Origin of the sequence: Dactylosporangium sp. CA-139066 (genome assembly GCF_050936175.1) — a bacterium.
Lineage (GTDB): Bacteria > Actinomycetota > Actinomycetes > Mycobacteriales > Micromonosporaceae > Dactylosporangium.
Genome location: NZ_JBNJNH010000001.1, coordinates 4,085,376 through 4,104,873 on the forward strand (window position 1 = coordinate 4,085,376; position 19,498 = coordinate 4,104,873).

At 72.0% G+C, this 19,498-nt stretch carries 21 protein-coding genes and 1 riboswitch; of the genes, 9 read left to right on the top strand and 12 right to left on the bottom strand.

Features of this window, described 5'->3' with window-relative positions; translation table 11 throughout:
• Positions 1-2: 2 nt before the first annotated feature.
• Positions 3-182 (top strand): hypothetical protein, encoded by a 180-nt coding sequence (locus ACQEVU_RS18665; protein ID WP_433325130.1) that lies wholly within the window; start codon positions 3-5, stop codon positions 180-182.
• Here the strand turns inward: ACQEVU_RS18665 and ACQEVU_RS18670 are convergent.
• Positions 158-769, bottom strand: a complete 612-nt coding sequence (locus ACQEVU_RS18670; protein ID WP_433325132.1) for a hypothetical protein — start codon at positions 767-769, stop codon at positions 158-160. The genes ACQEVU_RS18665 and ACQEVU_RS18670 overlap by 25 nt on opposite strands.
• A gap of 240 nt (positions 770-1,009) precedes the next feature.
• Between ACQEVU_RS18670 and ACQEVU_RS18675 the strand changes: the two genes are divergently transcribed.
• The 3 genes from ACQEVU_RS18675 (at position 1,010) to ACQEVU_RS18685 (ending at position 3,915) form a co-directional block, all read left to right on the top strand.
• Positions 1,010-1,534 carry a DUF6221 family protein gene (locus ACQEVU_RS18675; protein ID WP_433325134.1) on the top strand — a complete coding sequence of 175 codons (525 nt, stop codon included), beginning with the start codon at positions 1,010-1,012 and terminating at the stop codon, positions 1,532-1,534.
• A 123-nt stretch (positions 1,535-1,657) separates the two neighbouring features.
• Positions 1,658-3,247 (top strand): ATP-binding protein, encoded by a 1,590-nt coding sequence (locus tag ACQEVU_RS18680; protein WP_433325136.1) that lies wholly within the window; start codon positions 1,658-1,660, stop codon positions 3,245-3,247.
• Positions 3,244-3,915: a response regulator gene (locus tag ACQEVU_RS18685; protein ID WP_433325138.1), complete on the top strand. Its 672-nt coding sequence runs from the start codon at positions 3,244-3,246 to the stop codon at positions 3,913-3,915. The genes ACQEVU_RS18680 and ACQEVU_RS18685 overlap by 4 nt, the downstream gene beginning before the upstream one ends.
• A gap of 12 nt (positions 3,916-3,927) precedes the next feature.
• Here the strand turns inward: ACQEVU_RS18685 and ACQEVU_RS18690 are convergent, their stop codons facing one another.
• The gene (locus ACQEVU_RS18690) at positions 3,928-4,812 is read right to left on the bottom strand and encodes an alkaline phosphatase family protein (protein ID WP_433325140.1); all 885 of its coding nucleotides are present in this window, start codon (positions 4,810-4,812) and stop codon (positions 3,928-3,930) included.
• A 103-nt stretch (positions 4,813-4,915) separates the two neighbouring features.
• Positions 4,916-5,665 carry a carboxymuconolactone decarboxylase family protein gene (locus ACQEVU_RS18695; protein WP_433325142.1) on the bottom strand — a complete coding sequence of 250 codons (750 nt, stop codon included), beginning with the start codon at positions 5,663-5,665 and terminating at the stop codon, positions 4,916-4,918.
• Between the two features lie 222 nt (positions 5,666-5,887).
• Between ACQEVU_RS18695 and ACQEVU_RS18700 the strand changes: the two genes are divergently transcribed.
• Entirely contained in the window at positions 5,888-6,904 is a 1,017-nt protein-coding gene (locus ACQEVU_RS18700; RefSeq protein WP_433325144.1) for a hypothetical protein, read from the top strand.
• On the opposite strand, the gene ACQEVU_RS18705 is transcribed toward ACQEVU_RS18700, so the two are convergent.
• A complete protein-coding gene (locus tag ACQEVU_RS18705) occupies positions 6,898-8,349 on the bottom strand; it encodes a sialidase family protein (protein WP_433325146.1) in 1,452 nt (483 codons plus the stop codon). The genes ACQEVU_RS18700 and ACQEVU_RS18705 overlap by 7 nt on opposite strands.
• Before the next feature lie 148 nt (positions 8,350-8,497).
• Between ACQEVU_RS18705 and ACQEVU_RS18710 the strand changes: the two genes are divergently transcribed.
• A complete protein-coding gene (locus tag ACQEVU_RS18710; RefSeq protein WP_433325148.1) occupies positions 8,498-8,638 on the top strand; it encodes a hypothetical protein in 141 nt (46 codons plus the stop codon).
• A 64-nt stretch (positions 8,639-8,702) separates the two neighbouring features.
• Here ACQEVU_RS18710 and ACQEVU_RS18715 read toward each other — a convergent pair whose 3' ends face one another.
• Positions 8,703-9,623 carry a LysR family transcriptional regulator gene (locus tag ACQEVU_RS18715; RefSeq protein ID WP_433325150.1) on the bottom strand — a complete coding sequence of 307 codons (921 nt, stop codon included), beginning with the start codon at positions 9,621-9,623 and terminating at the stop codon, positions 8,703-8,705.
• 73 nt (positions 9,624-9,696) lie between these two features.
• Here ACQEVU_RS18715 and ACQEVU_RS18720 point away from each other — a divergent pair, with 73 nt between their 5' ends.
• Entirely contained in the window at positions 9,697-10,671 is a 975-nt protein-coding gene (locus ACQEVU_RS18720; protein WP_433325152.1) for a DMT family transporter, read from the top strand.
• A 98-nt stretch (positions 10,672-10,769) separates the two neighbouring features.
• Here the strand turns inward: ACQEVU_RS18720 and ACQEVU_RS18725 are convergent, their stop codons facing one another.
• Positions 10,770-11,774 carry a ribonucleotide-diphosphate reductase subunit beta gene (locus tag ACQEVU_RS18725; RefSeq protein WP_433325154.1) on the bottom strand — a complete coding sequence of 335 codons (1,005 nt, stop codon included), beginning with the start codon at positions 11,772-11,774 and terminating at the stop codon, positions 10,770-10,772.
• On the bottom strand, positions 11,765-14,065 hold the full coding sequence (locus ACQEVU_RS18730; RefSeq protein WP_433325156.1) for a ribonucleoside-diphosphate reductase subunit alpha: 2,301 nt from the start codon (positions 14,063-14,065) through the stop codon (positions 11,765-11,767). Before ACQEVU_RS18730 ends, ACQEVU_RS18725 begins: the two co-directional genes overlap by 10 nt.
• Before the next feature lie 111 nt (positions 14,066-14,176).
• Positions 14,177-14,389, bottom strand: a riboswitch (cobalamin riboswitch).
• A 148-nt stretch (positions 14,390-14,537) separates the two neighbouring features.
• Between ACQEVU_RS18730 and ACQEVU_RS18735 the strand changes: the two genes are divergently transcribed.
• Positions 14,538-15,200, top strand: a complete 663-nt coding sequence (locus ACQEVU_RS18735) for a response regulator transcription factor (protein WP_433325158.1) — start codon at positions 14,538-14,540, stop codon at positions 15,198-15,200.
• On the opposite strand, the gene ACQEVU_RS18740 is transcribed toward ACQEVU_RS18735, so the two are convergent.
• Genes ACQEVU_RS18740 through ACQEVU_RS18755 form a run of 4 tightly spaced genes read right to left on the bottom strand, consistent with a single transcriptional unit; the run spans position 15,184 to position 18,425 of the window.
• Positions 15,184-16,194 (bottom strand): RNA repair domain-containing protein, encoded by a 1,011-nt coding sequence (locus ACQEVU_RS18740; protein ID WP_433325160.1) that lies wholly within the window; start codon positions 16,192-16,194, stop codon positions 15,184-15,186. The genes ACQEVU_RS18735 and ACQEVU_RS18740 overlap by 17 nt on opposite strands.
• Positions 16,195-16,198: 4 nt before the next feature.
• On the bottom strand, positions 16,199-16,672 hold the full coding sequence (locus ACQEVU_RS18745; protein ID WP_433325162.1) for a hypothetical protein: 474 nt from the start codon (positions 16,670-16,672) through the stop codon (positions 16,199-16,201).
• 45 nt (positions 16,673-16,717) lie between these two features.
• Complete coding sequence (locus ACQEVU_RS18750) at positions 16,718-17,917, bottom strand: Dyp-type peroxidase (protein WP_433325164.1); 1,200 nt, start codon at positions 17,915-17,917, stop codon at positions 16,718-16,720.
• Between the two features lies 1 nt (position 17,918).
• Positions 17,919-18,425, bottom strand: a complete 507-nt coding sequence (locus tag ACQEVU_RS18755; RefSeq protein ID WP_433325166.1) for a copper chaperone PCu(A)C — start codon at positions 18,423-18,425, stop codon at positions 17,919-17,921.
• Positions 18,426-18,538: 113 nt separating this feature from the next.
• On the opposite strand from ACQEVU_RS18755, the gene ACQEVU_RS18760 reads away from it, so the two are divergent.
• Positions 18,539-19,078 carry a copper resistance CopC family protein gene (locus tag ACQEVU_RS18760; protein ID WP_433325169.1) on the top strand — a complete coding sequence of 180 codons (540 nt, stop codon included), beginning with the start codon at positions 18,539-18,541 and terminating at the stop codon, positions 19,076-19,078.
• Here ACQEVU_RS18760 and ACQEVU_RS18765 read toward each other — a convergent pair.
• Positions 19,055-19,486, bottom strand: coding sequence for a PepSY domain-containing protein (locus ACQEVU_RS18765; protein ID WP_433325171.1), 432 nt, complete (start codon positions 19,484-19,486; stop codon positions 19,055-19,057). The genes ACQEVU_RS18760 and ACQEVU_RS18765 overlap by 24 nt on opposite strands.
• Between the last annotated feature and the right edge of the window lie 12 nt (positions 19,487-19,498).

Genomic DNA, 19,498 nt, shown 5'->3' on the forward strand with positions numbered 1-19,498 from the left:
CCATGGGGATCTCATACGCGCCGATGGACCACGTGCCCGGCGTGCTGGCCTGTCCACCGTGGACGGTCGGGCGGGAGCCGGTCGTCATCCCCGCCCCGACCCGGCGGGGCGGCGGTGACGACCCCGGTCACCCGGGTCGTCACCCGCCCGTCCTCGACTACTTCGTGCCGTGGTCGCCGTGACCGGTGTGGAGGGTGAAGGTCTTGAGGTCGGCGCTGACGTGGTAAAAGACCTTGGTGCCGTCCTTGGTGCCGAGGACGTGGTAGGAGCCGTCGGAGTCCTTGCGGACCTTGGTGACGGTGACGGCGGAGTCCTTGGTCTTCATGGCGGCGGTGACCTTCGCCAGTTCCTCGCCGGTGACCGCGGTCGAGCTGTCGCGGTCCCGGCCGCGGTGGTCGCCGTGGCCGGTGTGCAGGGTGAAGGTCTTGAGGTCGGCGCTGACTTCGTAGAAGACCTTGGTGCCGTCCTTGGTGCCCAGGACGTCGTAGGAGCCGTCGGAGTCCTTGCGGACCTTTGAGACGGTGACGGCGGAGTCCTTCGCCTTCATCGCCGCGGTCACCTTCGCCAGCTCCTCGCCCGTCACCGCGGCGTCGTTCGAGCCGCGCTTGCCCGAGTCGCCGGAACCGGTCGTGGCCGACGCGCTCGGCGACGGCGACGTCGTCTCGGCGCTGGCCAGCGAGGCGGCGCCGAACACCACCACGCCCGTTGCCACCAGGCCGGCCGCGGCCAGGCCGATCCGCTTGATGCTCTTCGTCGACTTCATCGACACGCGAAACTCCCGTGTTTCCCCGAGCCCAGGTCCGCTACCTGCGCTTTCGTGGTGCAGTGTCGGCAGTGAACCTTGGCGGAGCCTGGCAATGACCTGGCGTACACCTGGAATCCGGCAATTTCACCCGGCGTCACCCGATGTGATGAGCGGACCGCGATCGAGCAGCTCGTCGGTGACGCCGATTCGTCCGGGTGACCGATCCGCCACCGCGGAGGGCGCCGCCTGAGGAGAATCGAAGGCATGAGCAACGACCTGGTGGCATTCATCGAGGCACGGCTCGCCGAGGACGAGTCGCTCGCCAGCCTCATCTCGGGCGGCGGTTACTCAGTGCAGGTGTGGCACGTCAAACCGGACCAGCCGGGCGGCTGGCGCGAGATCCGGGCGTTCGACCGCACCTATGCCACGGACCCGACACCGGTGTACAACGACGGCGGTGAGCTGGTCGCGGTCGTGCCCGGCGGGCGCAACCAGCACATCCACATCGCCAGCCACGATCCCGCCCGGGTGCTGCGCGAGGTGGCGGCCAAGCGGCAGCGGCTCGAGCGGCACAAGCCGAGCTACGCCAGCGGCCGGGTCGAGTACGGCCAGCATCACGAGGTGTACCGGCGCGATGACGGCAAGACGATCGAGGTACTGGTGCAGGACGACGAGCCGCGCGAGCCGAACTGGTGCCGGACCTGCGCCGAGCCCGCGCCGTGCCGGGAGCTTCGCAACGACGCATCGGTCTGGTCGGACCACCCCGACTTCCCCGAATGGGCGGTATAGCCGGCTTCGGCCGGGATGACGGAATCGCGGGCACGGGCATCGTCGATGCCGGTGCCCGCTCGGACGCTCTTAGGCGTTTTGCTCACGGCGCCGGACGGGCACCCCTGGCGGTACGCTCCCGTCATGTTTCGCCTGCGTTACGCCCCGTTCGCCCGGCAGGCGCTCGCACTACAGGCCGGCGTGCTGGTCGTCGTGGTCGGCGTCGGCTTCGCGCTCGTCGGGTGGCTGTTCGACGACGAGCTGACCCAGCAGTACGGCACCCGGGCACTCGCGGTCGCGCGCACCCTCGCCGCCGATCCGGCGATCGCGGCGGCCGCCGCCGCGGACGACCCGCAGGGCATGCTGCCCGGGCGGGCCGACGCGGCGAAGGTCTCCAGCGGCGCGCTGTTCGTGGTCATCACCAACGCCCGCGGGATCCGGCTGGCCCACCCGAACCCGGACCGCATCCACGAGCCGGTGAGCACCGACCCGTCGGAGGTGCTCAGCGGCCACGACACCATCAACGTCGAGCGCGGCACGCTCGGGCTGTCCGCCCGCGGCAAGACGCCGCTGCGCGACGCGAGCGGGACGATCGTGGGCGAGGTGAGCGTCGGGTTCCGCATCGAGGACATCCGCGGGCACGTGAACCGCGAGCTCGGCTTCGCCGCGGTGTTCGCCGGCGGGGCGCTGCTGCTGGGCTTCATCGGCTCGGCGCTGCTGTCGCGGCGGCTCAAGCGGCTCACCCTCGGCCTGGAGCCGCGCGAGCTCGCCGAGCTGGTGCAGGAGCGCGAGGCGGTGCTGCACGGCATCAGCGAGGGGGTGCTGGCCGTGGACGCCGACGGCCGCGTATCGGTGTGCAACGGCGAGGCGGCGCGGCTGCTCGGCGTCCAGAGCGGGGGTACCGTCGCGGCGCTGGACCTTCCGCCGGTGCTGCGCCAGGCGGTCGTGGACCGCGCCCCGGTCGACAACGTCATCACCGTCGCCGGCGACCGGGTCCTCGTCGCCAACTACCGGTCCGTGCGCCGCGACGAGCGCGACCTCGGCGGCGTGCTCACCCTGCGCGACCGCACCGACCTGGAGAACATCACCCGGGAGCTGGAGAGCGTGCGCACCCTCAGCACGGCGCTGCGCGCGCAGCGGCACGAGTTCGCCAACCGGCTGCACGTGCTGTCGGGGCTGCTGCAGAACGGCCACGGCGGCGAGGCACTCGAGTTCCTGCACGCGGTGTCCGACGCCGCCGCGCCGGCCGCCGGGCGCACGGTCGACGACCCGTACCTGCAGGCGTTCGTCGACGCCAAGAGCGCCGAGGCGGCGGAGAAGGGCGTCCGGCTGGCGCTGGCCGACAGCAGCTGGGTCGGCACCCGCGTCACCGCGCCGGTCGAGGTCACCACCGTGCTCGGCATCCTCGTGGACAACGCCCTGGAGGCGGCCCGCCGCGGCGCCCGCCGCCCCGCCTGGGTCGACCTGGCGCTGCTCGAGGACGGCTCCACCCTGCACATCTCCGTCGTCGACTCCGGCGACGGCGTCCCGCCCGAGCTGGCCCCCCGGATCTTCGACTCGGGCGTGTCGACCAACGGCGAGGACGGCCGCGGCATCGGGCTGTCCCTCGCCCGCCAGGCGGCCCGGCGCCTCGGCGGCGACGTGCGGCTGGCCGCCGCGTCGCACGACGACCACGGCGCCGTGTTCGAGGCCCGGCTGCCCGCGGCGCTGCAACCGGCCCGGGAGCCCGTGTGACCATCCGCGTACTCGTCGTCGAGGACGACTTCCGCGTCGCCCGCGTCCACGTCGGCTTCGCGTCCCGGGTCGACGGCTTCACCGTCGTGGCGACCGCGCGCTCCGCGGCCGAGGCCCGCCGCGAGCTCGCCGCCGGCGCGGTCGACCTGGTGCTGCTGGACACGTACCTGCCGGACGAGTCGGGCCTGGACCTGCTGGCCGAGCTGACCGTCGACGCCATCATGCTCACCGCCGCCTCCGACGCGGCGACCGTCCGCGCCGCCTATGCCCGCGGCGCGCTGAACTACCTGGTGAAGCCGTTCACCGCCGAGCAGCTCGCCGACCGGCTGACCGCCTACCGGCACTACCGCGCGATGGTCTCGGTCGACCGCGCCCTGACCCAGGCGGAGATCGACCGCTGCTGGCGGGTGCTGCACGACGGCGACCGGCCGGCCGCGCCGAAGGGTCAGTCCGCGGTCACCGTCCGCCTCGTCAGCGACGCGCTGCGCGGCGCCGGCCGGGCCCGCACCGCCGCCGGCATCGCCGACGAGCTCGGCATCTCCCGGGCCACCGCGCAGCGGTACCTGGCCGCGCTGGTCCGCGACGGCAGCGCCGAGGTCCACCTGCGTTACGGCGTCACCGGCCGGCCCGAGCACCAGTACCACTGGCGGGCCGCCGCCACCGGCTGACGGCGGTGCTTGTCAGTGATGCAGCGGCAGCGGTACCGCATCAGCCGCCCGGCCCAGCGGCGCCAGCCCGTAGCGGTCCTCGATCGTGCGCAGCACCGAGTAGTGGTTCACGGTGCCGTTGCGCGGGCCGGGCGTGATGCCGGCGCCGGTCACGAGCGTGAGGATGCGGTTGCCGGCGCGGCCGTCGTCCTCGTCGAACGTCACCACGAGCCAGCTGTCGTGCGTCTCGGCCCACCGCGCGTAGGCGTCGAGATGCTCGCGGGCCCAGCGGTCGCCGGTGGCCACGTCGCAGTCGTGCATGTCGTTGCACATGTTCGGCACGACGAAGGCGACGGTCGGCAGCCGCGCGAAGTCGGCCGCCGGCCACGCCGTGTAGGGCTGGTTCGCCTCGTCCGGCACCGAGGTGAAGTCGGCCCACGGGTTGTGCTTGGCGGCGTAGCGGCCGGTGGAGCAGCCGCGGTACCCCGCCGCGGGCAGGTCCTCGGAGTACCCCGTGAACGTGAGCCCGGCCGCCCGCAGCTGCTGGCCGAGGTTCGGGGCGTCGCCGGCCCGCACCGGGCAGTGGTCGTCGGTGACGCCCTGCGTCGAGCCGGAGAACAGCGCGAGGTAGTTCGGCTGGCTCGGATGGGTGATCCCGTGCGCGTCGGTGAACACGGCCGAGCGGGCCATGAGCGAGCCGAAGTACGGCGCGCTCGCGACCTGCTGGTACGCCTTGTTCTCGAACACGACCACGACGACGTGCCCCGGCCCTGACGCCGAGGCCGTCGCCGTCGGCGGTGCGGCCGTCGCCGGTGGTGCGGCCGCCGTCGAGGGCACGGTTGCGGGCGGCGCGGGCTTTGCGCTGCAGCCCGCGGCAAGACAGAGCGTTGCGGCCACCATCGCCGCCTTCCGGATCACCGGTCCATCTTGCCCCAGTTCAGCCCTTCGGCGTGACCGAGGCGCTGCACGGGAGGGCATCGCTGATGCCGGCGTCGAGCGCGCGGTGGATGATGCGGACGTGTCATGCTCCTTCGTCGATGAGGCGGATGGCGTTGAGGGTGCGCGGGTAGCCGATGAACGGCAGCAGCTGCGTGACCACGCTCAGCAGGGTCTGCCGGTCGTTGCCGACGTTGAGGTTGGCGGCGACGTGGCCCTTGGCCTGCGGTTCGCAGCCGCCCATCGAGACGAGCATGGCGAAGGTGAGCAGTTCCCGGGTGCGCAGGTCGAGGCCGCTGCGCGTGTAGTGGTCGCCGAAGCAGTTCGCGGACAGGTACCGCTGGATGTGCAGCGTGTCGGCGGGCGCGTTCGCGTACATGGCGGCGACCCGATCGGCGCCGACGATCTCCCGCTGCACCGCCAGGCCCCGATCCTCCCGGGTCTCGGGCGTGGTCGTCGACTGCCCTTCCAGGGGCAGCTCGACGCCGTGCGCGGCGAGGACGTCGTTGGTGGCGTGCAGGAAGTCGAAGACCTTGCCCATGCCGACGTACGGCACCGCCTGGTACACGATCTCCTTGACCTCCACCGGCGTCACGCCGACGGTCAGCGCCGCGCCGAGCATGATCCGGTACTCGCGCAGCCCCTGCCCGGCGATGAGCGCGGCGAGCTGCACCATGAGCCGCGTGCGGGTGTCGAGATTGCCGTAGCGCAGGACCTCGTCGAAGGCGAAGTTGTCGAAGTACTCGATGAGCTCCGGGTCGGTGACCGCGAGCGTCGACACGTGCCCGGGGAACAGTTCGTCGTGATGTTTGCGGGCTTGTTCGTTGGGTGCCACGGCAGGCTTGTCCCTTCAGGAGGTCGATGGCTCTTTCCTCCGAAATGTCCGTTCAACCGATGGTTCGTACCGCGGGCGCGGCTGGCGCGTGACCGCTACCCCTCTGCTGTCCATCGAACCGGCGCCGAGACCGATGTGGCAGTGGCTGTCGTTACGGGTACTCCCAGAACCCCTCACGCGGTGCAGGTCATGCCCGCGCGGCAGCGCCACTAGCATTCGGCCATGGACGACGACGCTTTCGCGGAGCCGGCCCGGGAGCCGCTCGCGCGCCCGGCCGACCTGACCCGGTTTCCGGAGCTGGCCGCGTACGGGCGCACCGCGACCCGGTTGCGGCCGCTGCCCGGAGAGGTGAGCGCCGCCGACAGCCACATCGGCGGGCCGCTGCTGTGGCCGGCCGGCGAGCCGTGGCCGGCGTGCGCCACGCCGCACATGGTCGCGACCGAGGTCGTCGTGCCCGACGAGCTCGCGGCCCGCGTGCGTGCGACTTCCGGCGGGGGAGCGGACCTGTACGCGGCGCTCGGCGCACTGGACGAGGCCGGCCAGCTGATGAGCTGGGGCACGACCGGCGGCGGACCGCTGACGGCGCGGTTCGTGTCCGCCGCCGCGCACGCCACGGCCCAGCCGCTCATCCCGGTGGCCCAGCTGCGCGCGTCCGACGTGCCGGACCTACCGCGGCCCGACGGCGCCGATCTGCTCCAGGTGCTGTGGTGCCCGTTCGACCACGAGGACACGGCCTGGGGCCCGGCGCCTTTGCTCGTCTGGCGGCGCGAGGCGGACGTGACCGGCCCGCTCGCGGTGGCGCCGCCCGTCGAGCCCGGCGAGGAGTACTACGTGCCGGCCGCCTGCCGGGTTCGCCCGCAGCAGGTGGTCGAGTACCCCTACCCGGACGAGCTACCGCCGGCCCTCCGCGACCGGATCCAGGCGTGGAGCCGCGAGGACGAGCACGGCTACACGGACGAGTACATGGTCCCGGGCTGGAAGGTCGGCGGCTACGCAACCTGGAACGTGACCGACCTGCTGCCCACGCCGTGCCCGGCCTGCGGAGGCCCCACGCGGCTGCTGCTCACCGCCGACTCCTGCGAGTACGACGGGAGCGACGAAACCGGGCGCTGGTTCCCGGCGGACGGTTTCGAGCAGCCGCAGGAGCCGACCGGGGTGCTGCTCGGCCGCTACGGCGCGATGCGCCTGTTCGCCTGCGACCGTTGCCCCGGCACCCCGTTCCACATCGACGTTCAGTAGGTCGCCCCGGGGTTGAGCGTGCGCGCCGGGCCGCCCGGTGCGGCGCCGGTGATCGCGGCGGTGTTGGTGCCGCCGGTCACCGGCAGGCCGCCGGTCGGGACGGACATGCCGAGGTGGAAGGTACTGCCCGTCGGCGCCGTCGCGACGGGCAGGACCGGGTAGGCGTTGCCGCCGGGCCGGACCGAGGTGGAGATGTAGTCGCCGAACATGCGCCCCTGCGAGGTGTTCGGAATCCACGACAGGTTCATCGGCCCGGCCAGCTGCGTCGCGTTGCTCCAGCTGATGCCGCCGTTGGTCGACGAGATGTACCCGGCGCTGAGCTGACACGTCGCGGCGGTGCAGGAGGAGTTCGGGTAGAAGTAGTAGGCCAGCCCGATCCGCGCCGACGCGCCGGACGTGGAGACGTCGACGCCGATGCCGGGGATGAAGTGTTCGACGGTACTGCTGGTCGCGTCGATCGGCACCCGGGTCGGCGCGGCCCACGTGGTCTCGCTCGTCGACTTCGCCAGCACGATGTCGTTGCGCGGGCAGCCGGAGCGGAAGCGGCAGTCGGACCAGGTGACGTACACGGTGCCGGCCGCATCGACCTCGGCCGAGGGCAGGGTCTCCTCGCGCAGCCCGCCGGCGACGGTGTGGTGGCTGATCGTCGACACCTGCACCGTGGAGTTCCACGACGCGCCGCCGTTGGTGGAGCGGAACGAGCGGATGGTGTCCGACAGCGACATGTACGGCACGACCACGTGCCCGTTGGGCAGCACGACCGGCTGCCCGCCGAGCCCGGTGTTGCTGCCGCCCGGTGCGAGCGCGGCGCCCCAGGTCGCGCCGCCGTCGGTGGACGTCTTCATCCGGATCGAGTCGCCGGAGCTGGTGATGTCGTACTCGGTGTAGCAGTTGCCGTAGAACGGGCTGCTCGCGGTGTTGTCGCAGACGATCCAGTTCTTGTCCAGCGAGCCGGTGGCCGTGGTGACCGGGTTGGACCAGGTCAGGCCGCCGTCGAGGGAGCGGCTGGTGAGCACGTTGACCGCGGAGCCGTTGATGCCGAGGCTCGAGATCAGCCACACGTTGTGCCTCGCGTCGAAGGCGACCGAGGCGTCGCTGGCCTGCCCGTAGGTGCCGCCGCCGTTGGTCGTGATGCCCGGCAGGAAGCCGTTGGTCCAGGTGGCGCCCCCGTCGCCGGAGCGGGCCCAGCCGATGTTGGACGCGCCGCCGCCGGAGACCCGGCCGACCTGGAACGCCGACACGATGGTGCTGCCGAACGCGAACGTGTCGGGTTCGACCTCGGTCTGGTGCTGGGCCTGCGCATCGCTGTAGGGGTCGGTGCTGACCTGGGTGAGCGCGACGTTCGCCGCGGCCGGCGCGGCGGTGAGCAGGAGCGCCCCGACGGTGGCCAGGCCCGTGATCAGTCCGGTGGCCGGGACGGTGCGCAGGAGGGTGCGTGGGTCCATGGTGACAGCGCCTCTCCACGGAGTGCGTCGGTGACTGATTCACTGACGTCAATCCCTGGTGCCTACCAGAACGGTCCCCGGTCGTAAATAGAGGATTACAAATGCCGTGAATGTCGTTGCGGGGCAGGGCACCCTTAGCATCGCCGGCATGGCGACGCGGCTCGTAGCGGGCGACTACTGGAACGCCGCGTTCGACACCGATGGCACCCGGCTGGCGGTCACGTACAAGGACACAGGATTCCTGTCGAGGAGATACTCGGTGCGCGTCATCGACGCACCGCGGGCGTAAGCCACACCGATGGCTCCGGCCGAGTCGGAAGGAGAATCCACGCCCCAAGATCCGGCTCGGAGGTTCAAAACACGCTCAGATGGCCTGCGAGCTGTGCGACGGTCGCCAGCAACTCGGCCAGGGCGGGCGGAGGTGGAGTTTCCCGGGTGACGGTGACCAGCCGGCGCTTGAGGTTGGTTTCCGCCAGGTCCCGGACGGCGACCGCGGGATCGTCGGCGGGCAGGGCCAGCGGCGGCATCAACGCCACCGCTGCGCCGACGCGGACGAGTTCGAGCTGAACGTCGGAGTCACTGGAGCGGTGCCGCAAATCGGGTTCGTACCCGCCGAGTGTCCGGCAGGTACCGACGACCATGGCGTGGTGGCCGGTGCCCTCGGCCGAGGCGGTCCACACCTCCGACCGCAATGCAGAGATCTGGACGGGTGTCCCCGGCCGGGCGAGCGGATGCGAGGCCGGCAGCACCACCTTGATGGGCTCTTCGAGCAGCACCGTGAACCGCATGCCGGCCGGGCGTGGCCGCGGGTGGCCGTCGTACTCATCACCGATGACCAGGTCGACCGCGCCCAACCGCAGGCCGGGCAACGCCTGTTCCAGCTCGAGCTCGAAGACTTCGGTGCGGACCCGCGGATGATCAGTCTTCATCCGCGCGACAGCGGGCACGAGCAGGCGACGAGCCGCAGACTGCAAACCGCCGGCGCGCACGGTGCCGCGGACCTCGCCGCCCAGGGCGGCCAGGTCGGCCTGCGCTTCTTCCGCGGCGGACAGCAGCACCCGCGCGTGCCGGGCCAGCAGGCGACCGGCGTCGTTGAGCCGCACGCCGCGCCCGGCCTTCTCCAGCAGCGCAACACCGACGTCCTTCTCCAGCAGGGACAGCTGCTGAGAAACGGTGGAGGGGCTGTAACCCAGCGCTGCGGCCACCGCGGCCAGCGTGCCCCGCTCCTCGAACTCGCGCAGGAAGCGCAAACGGCGAAGGTCCAGCTCGACCATGCGGGAATCCTAACGATTCGCCTGCGGATATCGTCGCTGGTCCCGACCGTTGCTGTGGCCGATGCTCCAAGGCATGGGTCTGGTCCTGTGTCTTGCCTCCGCGGCGGGTTTCGGCGCAATGGCGATCTTCGGCAAGCTCGCCTACAGCGCCGGGGTCTCGGCCGGGGCGCTGCTGCTCGTCCGCTTCACACTGGCCGCCATGCTGCTGGCGATCGTGCTGCTCGCCCGGCCAGGTCTGCGCCGGGTGAAACCGGATCCGCAGGCGGCGGCAGCGGGTCGCCCATCGGCGTCGCGCGTCCGGGTGCTGGCCATCGCGATCGGCCTGGGCGCGGTCGGGTACGCGTTGCAGGCAAGCCTGTTTTTTGCGGCGCTGCAGCGGATGGACGCCTCGCTGCTGTCGCTGATCCTCTACACGTACCCGATCCTGGTGACCGTCGCGGCAGTGCTGCTCGGCCGCGACCGATTCACCCCGGCACGCGGCGTCGCGCTGGCGGCGGCGTCCAGCGGCACGCTGCTGGTGCTCCTCGGGGCCGGCAGGATGAGCTTCGACCCACTCGGGGCGCTGCTGGGATTCGGCGCCGCGCTCGTGTACGTCACCTACATCCTCGTCTCCGACACCATCGTCGACCGGCTGTCTCCCGTACTCCTGTCGACACTCGTCATGGCCGGTGCGGCGGGCACGCTCGCGGTACGCGCCGGGCTGACCGGCGGAGTCGATCTGAGCTTCGGGCCCGCCGGATGGTTCTGGCTCGCGTGTATAGCGATCGTGTCGACCGTCGCCGCGATGCTGGCCTTCTTCGCCGGCCTGAAACGGACCGGACCCTCAACGGCCGCCATTCTTTCCACCTTCGAGCCCGTCGTCACCACCGCGCTCGCCGCACTCATCCTGCGTGAGTCCCTCACGACGCTCCAGCTCATCGGCGGCGCCCTCGTCCTCGCCTCCGTCGCCGTCCTCCAGACCCGTCGCCCCGGTCATCGGCGGCAGCACGATATGCAGGCCGAATGCGGAGCTCCCGGAGGTCACGTCGTCCGTGTTCGCACGCCGTGACGCCTCCGGAAGCCCCTCCGAACGGCCCCGCCCTTCCGGTATCACCGGCAACAATGAATGGCGGTGATCAATGTGTCGCGAAAGGCCGTCACCGTTGGTCAGAAGTCGTCGTCGAAGGTGACCGTGCCGGTGACGCCGACCTGATAGGCCGAGACCCGGCGTTCGAAGAAGTTCGACAGCTCCTGGACGTCCTGCAGCTCCATGAACGCGAACGGGTTGCGGCTGCCGTACATCGGGGCGATGCCCAGCACGGCGAGGCGCCGGTCGGCCACGTGCTGCAGGTATTCGCGCATGTCGGCGAGCGACAGCCCGGAGATGCCCTGCTCGAGCAGGTCGGCGGCGAACTGCACCTCACACTCGACGGCCTCGGCGAGCATGTCGCGGACCTGCCGCTCCATGTCGGCGTCGAACAGGTCGGGCTCCTCGGCGCGGACGGTGTCCACGACCTCGAAGGCGAACGCCATGTGCATCGACTCGTCGCGGAACACCCAGTTGGTGCCCGAGGCCAGGCCGTGCAGCAGGCCGCGGGAGCGCAGGTAGTACACGTAGGCGAAGGCGCCGTAGAAGAACAGGCCCTCGATGCACGCGGCGAAGCAGATCAGGTTGAGCAGGAACGCCCGCCGGTCGGCGCGGGTCTCCAGGCGGCGCAGCGAGAACACCGAGTCGATCCAGCGGAAGCAGAACTCGGCCTTGCGCGCGATCGACGGGATGTTCTGCACCGCGGCGAACGCCGCGAACCGTTCGGCCTCGTCGGGGACGTAGGTGTCGAGGAGGTTCAGGTAGAACTGGACGTGCACGGCCTCCTCGAACAGCTGCCGCGACAGGTAGAGGCGGCCCTCGGGGGAGTTCACGTGCTGGTACAGGTTCAGCACCAGGTTGTTGGCGACGATGGTGTCGCCGGTGGCGAAGAACGCGACCAGCCGCGAGACGAGGTGGCGCTCGGCGGGGGTGAGCCGCGCGAGGTCGGGCAGGTCGCTGTGCAGGTCGACCTCCTCGACGGTCCACGTGTTCTTGATGGCGTCCTTGAAGCGGTCGAAGAAGGCGGGGTACCGCATCGGCCGCAGCGTCAGGTCCAGCCCGGGGTCGAGGAGGCTCACTGGCACGCCTCGCAGACCTCGGGGTTCTCGACCGAGTGGGTGAGCAGCGACACGGCCGGCGTGACGGGCACGGTCGCCTGCTGGATGCGGGTGGCCGGGCGCGAGCGCAGGTAGTAGGTGGTCTTGAGGCCGGACTTCCAGGCGTGCAGGTACATCGAGGACAGCTTGCCGATCGTCGGGGCGCTCAGGAACAGGTTCAGCGACTGTGACTGGTCGATGTAGGGGGCCCGCGCGGCGGCCAGGTCGATGAGCGCTCGCTGCGGCAGTTCCCAGGCTGTGCGGTACAACTGCCGGATCTCGGCCGGCAGCTCGGCGATGTCCTGCACGGAGCCCTCCGCGCGCTTGATCCGGTCGCGGACCGCCGCCGTCCACAGGCCGCGCGCCTTGAGCTCGCCGACCAGGTACCCGTTGATCTGCAGGAACTCCCCGGACATGGTCTCGCGCTTGAACAGGTTGGACACCTGCGGCTCGATGCACTCGTAGCAGCCGGCGATGGACGCGATGGTGGCCGTCGGGGCGATCGCGACGAGCAGCGAGTTGCGCAGCCCGGTCGCGGCGATCCGGGCGCGCAGGGCGGACCAGCGCTCGCCCTCGGCCGGGGCGCCCCACAGGTCGGGGTGCAGCGCGCCGGCGGCCGCGCGGGTCTCGGCGAACGCGGGGTGCGCGCCGAAGCGCTCGGCGAGCTCGGCCGACGTTTCCAGGGCGGTCAGCAGGATCTCCTCCTGCACCCGCGTCGACAGCTCGCGCGCGGCCGCGGAGTCGAACGGCAGGCGCAGCGTGAAGAACGCGTCCTGCAGGCCCATCAGGCCGAGGCCGACCGGGCGCCAGCGCGGGTTGGACGCGGCCGCCTGCGCCGACGGGTAGTAGTTGATGTCGATGACCCGGTCGAGGAACACCACGGCGGTGCGTACGGTGTCGCGCAGCCGTTGCCAGTCGACGCCGCCGGCGGTGACGTGGGCGCCGAGGTTGATCGAGCCGAGGTTGCACACCGCGGTCTCGTCGTCGCTGTTGACCTCGAGGATCTCGGTGCACAGGTTGGACAGGTGGATGGTGTTGCCCGGCGCCCCGGTCTGGTTGGACAGCGCGTTGGAGCGGTCCTTGAACGTCATCCAGCCGTTGCCGGTCTGGGCGAGGGTGCGCATCATCTTGCCGTACAGCTCGCGGGCCTTGACGGTGCGCACCGCCTGCTTCTCGGCCGCCCGGTACGCCTCGTCGAACGCGTCGCCGTAGAGGTCGGGCAGGTGCGGGGCGTCGGACGGGTCGATGAGCGACCAGTCGGCGTCGGCCTCGACGCGGCGCATGAACTCGTCGGGGATCCAGTTGGCCAGGTTGAGGTTGTGCGCGCGGCGGGAGTCCTCGCCGGTGTTGTCGCGCAGCTCCAGGAACTCCTCGACGTCCGGGTGCCACGGCTCGAGGTAGACGCAGGCCGCGCCCTTGCGCCGGCCGCCCTGGTTCACCGCGGCGACGCCGGCGTCCAGGGTCTTCAGGAAGGGCACGATGCCGTTCGATTTCCCGTTGGTACCGCGGATCAGCGCGCCCCGCCCGCGAATGCGCGACCAGGCGATGCCGATGCCGCCGGAGAACTTGGACAGCTTCGCCACCTGGTGGTAGCGCTCGTAGATCGAGTCGAGCTCGTCGCGCGGGGAGTCCACGAGGAAGCAGGAGGACATCTGGGTGTGCCGGGTGCCGGAGTTGAACAGCGTGGGGGAGCTGGGCAGGTACGCCAGCGACGACATGAGCCGGTAGAAGCCGATCGCCTCGCCCGGCGTCTGCGACAGTCCGCAGGCGACGCGCAGCAGCCAGTACTGCGGCGTCTCCACGACGAGCCGGGTCTCGGGGTGGCGCAGCAGGTAGCGGTCGGCGACGGTGCGCAGCCCGAAGTACTCGAAGCGCAGGTCCCCGTCGAGGTCGACGGCGTCGTCGAGCTTGCGCGCGTTGGCGGCCACGAACGCGGCCGTCTCGTCGCCGATGAGCCCGAGCTGGTGGCCGTAGCGGATCGACTGGCTGAAGCTGGCGACGCCCTGCCCGCGTACCTCCTTGTCCACGAACGCGGCCAGCAGCCGGGCGGCGAGGCGGGAGTACTGCGGCTCCTCGCCGATGAGCTCCGCCGCGGTCTGGATCGACAGCCGGTCCAGCTCGGCGGTCGTCGCGCCGTCGTACAGTCCGCTGATCGTCTTCGTGGCGACCCGCAGCGGGTCGGCCTCGTCGAGGTCGCCGACCCACCGCTCGACCGCCTTGACGATCTTGTTGACGTCGACCGGTTCCAGGTCGCCGTTGCGTTTGCGCACCTGCATCATGTGTGTCCCCCTCGTCACGGCGCAGGGGCGACGCCACCGCAGGACGGCACGGCCGTCATCGGCGTTGGCGTCGGCCGTCCCGCGCAGCCTTCGACCGCCACACACCCCGGTTGGGCGCGCGGCGCGCTGGCAGGTCTTCGGACTCGCGGGCCTGACCGGGCTCGGTCGCCTACCGGCCGTCGCTTCCCAGACCGGGCGGCCCAGTGCTTCGTTGACGGCTTTCGTTCCCACTCACCGCTGCGGGGCAGTCCCGGACTTGCACCGGGTTCCCTCTTGCGACGCCCGTCCTGGCGGGACGGGCGAACCAGCTGCGGGCAACACCATATATGGGAGGCATCGAGAAAGCGAAACACCAGATGGTGTGTCGGCGTGTCGCGCTCGCCACGTTCAGGGTCCTCTCAGGACGCGTGGCGCAGCGTGAGCCGCTGCGCGATCGTGCCCGCGCACCGTCCGCGAGGGAGGCGCCTGGACCGTGACCCGCCTGCTGCTCGTCCAGGCCGACCACCTGGCGGTGGTGCTGTGCCGCGAGAACCTCGACGTCCGATCGGCCGCGACCGCCGCCGAGGCCCTCGACGAGATCCTGGCGGGCGGCCTGGACCTGGTCCTGCTCGATCCGGCCGTCCCGGATCTGCCGGCCCCGGCGCTGTGCCGGGCGCTGCGGGCCCGGTCCACGGCCGGCATCATCGTCGTCGGCGCCGGCGGCGAGGACGACATCGTCGCGGCCCTGGAGCACGGCGCCGACGACTACGTCGCCGAGCCGTACGGGATCAGCGAGCTCGTCGCCCGCATCCGGGCGGTGCTGCGCCGCTGCCCGAGCCCGGCCGGCGCCCGCCGGTCAGACGTCATCACTGCCGGGCCGGTCGCGCTGGACCCGGCGGCGCACATCGCGACCGTCACCGGGCAGCCGCTCGAGCTGACCCTGAAGGAGTTCCAGCTGCTGGAGACGCTGGTGCGCAACCCGGGCCGGGCCCTCGGCCGCGGCCTGCTCATCGAGGCGGTCTGGGACGGCATCCAGGAGGACAGCAACACCCTCAACGTGCACATCAAGCGCCTCCGCTCCAAGATCGAGCCCGACCCGGCCGCGCCGCGGCATCTGCTCACCGTGCGCGGGATCGGGTTCAAGTACCAGCCGTGACCAGCAGCGCCGTGAGGCCGAAGTGGTCGGAGACGTACCGCGGGCGGTCGTCGACGGCGAACGGCCGGTCGCCGAAGCGCTGGATCTCGACCGGGACCAGGTGCTCGCCGCGCAGCAGGATCCGGTCGAGGCGGCCCGGGCGGCCGTTCGGGTCGCCGATCGCCGCGAGGGGGTTCGCGCCCGGGTCGAAGGTGTAGCCCGGGTCGTACGGGTACAGGGCCGGCCACACGTCGACGAGGCCGGGCATCGGGATCGGAGTGTCGTCGCCGAAGTTGACGTCGGCGAGGATCACGGCGTCCTCGACGTCGGGCCGGGACAGCCGCTCGTCGAGGACCCGCAGCTCGCGGGCGCGGCGCCGCGGCGCGTCCGGCGCGCGGTTGCTCGTCAGGTGGGCGGCGGCGAAGGCGACCCGCCGGCCGTCGACGCCGACCACGAGCCGCCGGTGCGACTCGAAGCGCAGCGGCCGGCGGCTCAGCAGGACGGTGCCGTAGGCGGCGTCCGGTGCCGGGCCGTCGGAGACGTGGTAGCGCGACCGCACCCAGTCCGCGGCGAGCAGCGCCGACCACAGCTCGTGCGTCACCTCGTGCAGCGCGATGACGTCGGCGCCGAGGCCGCCGAGCAGCTCGACGCAGGCCGGGAACCGCCGGTGCGGGTAGGTGCGGTGGCGGTCGTGGGCGTCGGAGAGCACGTTGTACACCGCGACCTGCACCGGCTCCCCGGCCAACGGCGGCGGCGTGGTTTCAGGTGCGGACGGGCTCAGCGCCGCGAGGTCGGCGCCGACCAGGTCGATGCGGGCCTGCCGGTCCCAGACGACGGTGTCGCCGGCGCGGACGTACCGGATGCGATGCCACGGCACGTCCGACCCGGCGACGAAGGCGGGCAGCGGCGACTCGCGGATGCCGGCGCCGCGCTCCTCGTAGCCGATGACGAACCGGCTCGCGTCGATCGCGGCGTCGTACCGGATCCGCGCCACGACCTCCTGGATCGGTCGCATGCGGTCAGCTCGGCCGGTCCAGCAGCGTGCCGAGGCCGTCGATGCCGCCGGTGGGGTACTCGCCGGCAACCTCCGGGGCGGACTGGAACGGCAGGATCCGCTCGACGCCGTCCGGACGGGCGATGCGGACCTCCGACAAATCCTCGGGCAGCACCCACACCTGCACGGTCGCGCCCGGCGTGAGCGCCGCGGCGTCGTCGGCGCGCAGCCGGTAGCCGAGGAAGTCCAGCTCGTGATCCTCGATGCCCTCGAAGCGCAGCCGCAGCCGCACATTGCGCAGCCGCGCCGAGTACGGGCCTGGCGTCTGCTCCGCCTCCGCCGCCACGATCTGCGCGGGCAGTCGCGCGCCGCGCCGCATGATGCGCCGATTGCGGCGGTACGCCCCGAGCCCCACGGCCGTCCCCACGCACACGGCCACGACCAGGCCGACCAGGGCCCAGCCGGGCGTCGGCGGCACGGGCGACAACGCGATCGTCATCGGCGCACGATATCCGCCGGCCGCACACCACGGTGGTCCGTCGGCTCAGTCGAGGAGCCCCTGACCGATCCAGCCGCCCGGCGCGCAGCCGGGTGGGACGGCGAACACGGCGGAGCCGATCGGCGTGGTCCAGTCGTTGAGCAGGTCGGCCTCGGCGAGGTTGCGCTGGATGGGCAGGAACTGGGCGCCGATGTCGCGCTGGTAGGCGGCGAAGATCAGGCCGGCGTCGGCGGTGCCGTCGGCGGCCGGGGGTTCGTCGTAGTTGTACGGGCGGCGGAAGATGCGCTGCCGGTCGTCGAGGACGTGGGCCCGGGCGGCGTGGGAGAACTCGGAGATGACCGGAAACCCGTTCGCGGTCTTCGCGGCCAGGTCGAGGGGGTCATGCTCGCGCCGGCCGGTGAGCGGGGCACCGTCGGCGAGGCGGCGGCCGACGGCGAACTCCTTGCCGGCGGTGTCGGCGGCGTCCCAGGTCTCGAGCTCGGCGCGGATGCGGCGCAACACGAGGGTGGTGCCGCCGTGCAGCCAGGCCGGGCCGTCGTCGCTCCACACGGCGCCGGCGAAGACGCCGGTGCCGGGCGGCGGGTTGGCGGTGCCGTCGACCTGGCCGAGGATGTTGCGCTGGGTGACGCCGTCGTCCTGCATGCCGCGGCCGCGGCGGAACCCGCGCTGTACCCACCGGACGGCGGCGAAGGCGCGGGCGTCCTTGACGAGCATCCGCTGGGCGTGGGCGACGGTGACCGGGTCGTCGGCGCAGATCTGCAGCAGCAGGTCGCCGCCGCACCATCGGGGTTGTAGTTTGTCGATGGCGAAGGGCGGCAGCGGTTGCAGCGTCTCCGGCCGCCGGTCGGTGCGGCCGGCGGCGTCGAACAGGGCCGGGCCGAAGCCGAACGTGACGGTGAGGCGGGCCGGTATGTCGGCGAGCTCGGGCTGGCCGTCGGCGAGCGGCGGCGTGCCTTGGGTGAGCCGGGCGGCGTCGTCCGTGAGCAGCCGCATGAGCCGGCGCAGCGCGGCGCGGTCGACGCCGGTGTTGAGGGTCAGGGCGACGAATGCGGCGTGCGCCTGCGGGGGTGTTTCGATGCCGGCCTGATGGACACCGTGGAACGGCACCATCTGTGCTCCGAGGTCCACTGTGGACGCTTTCGGTTCCGAGCCGGAGCAGGCGGCGACGGCCGCGGTGCCGCCGACGGTGAGGGCGCCGGCCAGCAGCGCCCGCCGGCTGACCGGGGCGGGTGTGCGGTCGGTCATGTCAGCCGGCGCCGGGCTGGTAGGACTCGTTGCCGCCGGCGAAGTCCTTGCCCAGCGCGGTGAACCGCATGGTGCCGCCGTCGTTGAGGGTGAGGGTGATGGTGACCTCGTCGCCCGGCTTCACCGGAGTCTTGACGTCCATGAGCATGAGGTGGTCGCCGCCGGGCTTGAACTCGTGGCTGCCGCCGGCCGGGATCGTGAACCCGCCCGCCTTCGGCTGCATGGCCATCTTCCCGTCGACCATGGTGGTCTCGTGCAGCTCCATCACCGGCGACACGGACGACGTCGCCGACACCACGACGACGTCCTTGCCGCCGGTGTTCACCAGGGTGCCGTAGGCGGCCGACATGCCCGACTCCGCGGTCTTCACCCACGGGTCCTTCATGACCAGTGCTGTGGCCTGTGCGCCGGCGTCGTGCGGGGCTGCGGAGCCGCACGCGGAGAGGGTGAGGGCAACGGCAGCGCCGGCGAGGGCCGCGAGGAGGCGGGCTCGCAGGGTCCTTGACATCGAGCATCCTCCGGTCGCATGTGGACGGTCATATGAGAGTCGGCGGCCGCGGGCCGAAAGTTCCCGTGGACCCCACGCGAATCGACCGCGGGGGTGCGGTACACGATGGGCTCATGCGCCTGTCTGCCACCATCCGTGCATTGCTCGCCGCGGCCGTGCTGATCCCGCTCCTGCCGGCGACGCCCGCATGGGCGCACGCCACGCTGCTCAGGACCGACCCGGCCGACGGTGCCACCGTCACCGTGGCCGTCGCGGCGGTGACCCTCACGTTCAACGAGAACGTCAAGCAGCAGTTCAGCACGATCGTGGTGACGGGCGCGGACGGACAGTCCTATGTGGATGGTGCGCCGCGCGTCGTCGACCGGACCCTCGTTCAGGCGGTGAAGCCGCTGCCGGCCGGGGCGGTGCGGGTCGCCTGGCGGACCGTCTCCGCCGACGGCCACCCGATCGAGGGCCAGTTCGGGTTCACCAATGCCGCGTCCGGGGCGCCCGTCGCCCCGTCCCGGCCGCCGGTGACCGCGACGGCCGGTCCGGCCGCCGGCGACGGCGAGTCGGCCGGGTGGCTGTGGTCGGTCGCCGGCGGCGTGGTGCTCGTCGTGGTGGCCGCCGGCGCCGTGTGGTGGCGGCGCTCAAGCGCCGGCCGGAGCGGGTGAGGTCGGCGCCGGCGGTGTGCGCCGTCGCCGGATCAGGCCGGCGATCGCGTCGAGCACGAGGAACGCCGCGAGGGTCACGCCGAAGGTGGGCAGTGCCCAGCCGATCGCGGCCGTGACCACGACGCCGGCGACGAGCAGCGGCAGGCGCAGCCGCCGCCAGGCGCCGCGGGCGGGCGGCGGCCCGACCGGGGCCCGGCGGTCGATGCGGGTCGGGCGGCGCTGCCACCACATCCGGTAGCCCCAGGTGATGACGCAGAGCAGGCCGAGGGCGAGGGCGGCCAGCAACAGCTGGTTGGCCAGGCCGAACAGGTAGCCCATGTGGGCCTGGACGCCGAGCGCGCTGAGCTTGGCCAGCACCGGCCAGTCGGCATAGTCGACCGCGGTCACCGAGACGTCGAAGCTCGCCACCCCGATCAGACC

Excerpts from the sequence above, each read along its gene's own strand:
- ACQEVU_RS18665 (WP_433325130.1), top strand. The coding sequence starts at position 3 with ATGGGGATCTCATACGCGCCGATGGACCACGTGCCCGGCGTGCTGGCC.
- ACQEVU_RS18675 (WP_433325134.1), top strand. The coding sequence starts at position 1,010 with ATGAGCAACGACCTGGTGGCATTCATCGAGGCACGGCTCGCCGAGGAC.
- ACQEVU_RS18680 (WP_433325136.1), top strand. The coding sequence starts at position 1,658 with ATGTTTCGCCTGCGTTACGCCCCGTTCGCCCGGCAGGCGCTCGCACTA.
- ACQEVU_RS18700 (WP_433325144.1), top strand. The coding sequence starts at position 5,888 with ATGGACGACGACGCTTTCGCGGAGCCGGCCCGGGAGCCGCTCGCGCGC.
- ACQEVU_RS18705 (WP_433325146.1), bottom strand. The coding sequence starts at position 8,349 with ATGGACCCACGCACCCTCCTGCGCACCGTCCCGGCCACCGGACTGATC.
- ACQEVU_RS18710 (WP_433325148.1), top strand. The coding sequence starts at position 8,498 with ATGGCGACGCGGCTCGTAGCGGGCGACTACTGGAACGCCGCGTTCGAC.
- ACQEVU_RS18715 (WP_433325150.1), bottom strand. The coding sequence starts at position 9,623 with ATGGTCGAGCTGGACCTTCGCCGTTTGCGCTTCCTGCGCGAGTTCGAG.
- ACQEVU_RS18720 (WP_433325152.1), top strand. The coding sequence starts at position 9,697 with ATGGGTCTGGTCCTGTGTCTTGCCTCCGCGGCGGGTTTCGGCGCAATG.
- ACQEVU_RS18730 (WP_433325156.1), bottom strand. The coding sequence starts at position 14,065 with ATGATGCAGGTGCGCAAACGCAACGGCGACCTGGAACCGGTCGACGTC.
- ACQEVU_RS18740 (WP_433325160.1), bottom strand. The coding sequence starts at position 16,194 with ATGCGACCGATCCAGGAGGTCGTGGCGCGGATCCGGTACGACGCCGCG.
- ACQEVU_RS18745 (WP_433325162.1), bottom strand. The coding sequence starts at position 16,672 with ATGACGATCGCGTTGTCGCCCGTGCCGCCGACGCCCGGCTGGGCCCTG.
- ACQEVU_RS18750 (WP_433325164.1), bottom strand. The coding sequence starts at position 17,917 with ATGACCGACCGCACACCCGCCCCGGTCAGCCGGCGGGCGCTGCTGGCC.
- ACQEVU_RS18755 (WP_433325166.1), bottom strand. The coding sequence starts at position 18,425 with ATGTCAAGGACCCTGCGAGCCCGCCTCCTCGCGGCCCTCGCCGGCGCT.
- ACQEVU_RS18760 (WP_433325169.1), top strand. The coding sequence starts at position 18,539 with ATGCGCCTGTCTGCCACCATCCGTGCATTGCTCGCCGCGGCCGTGCTG.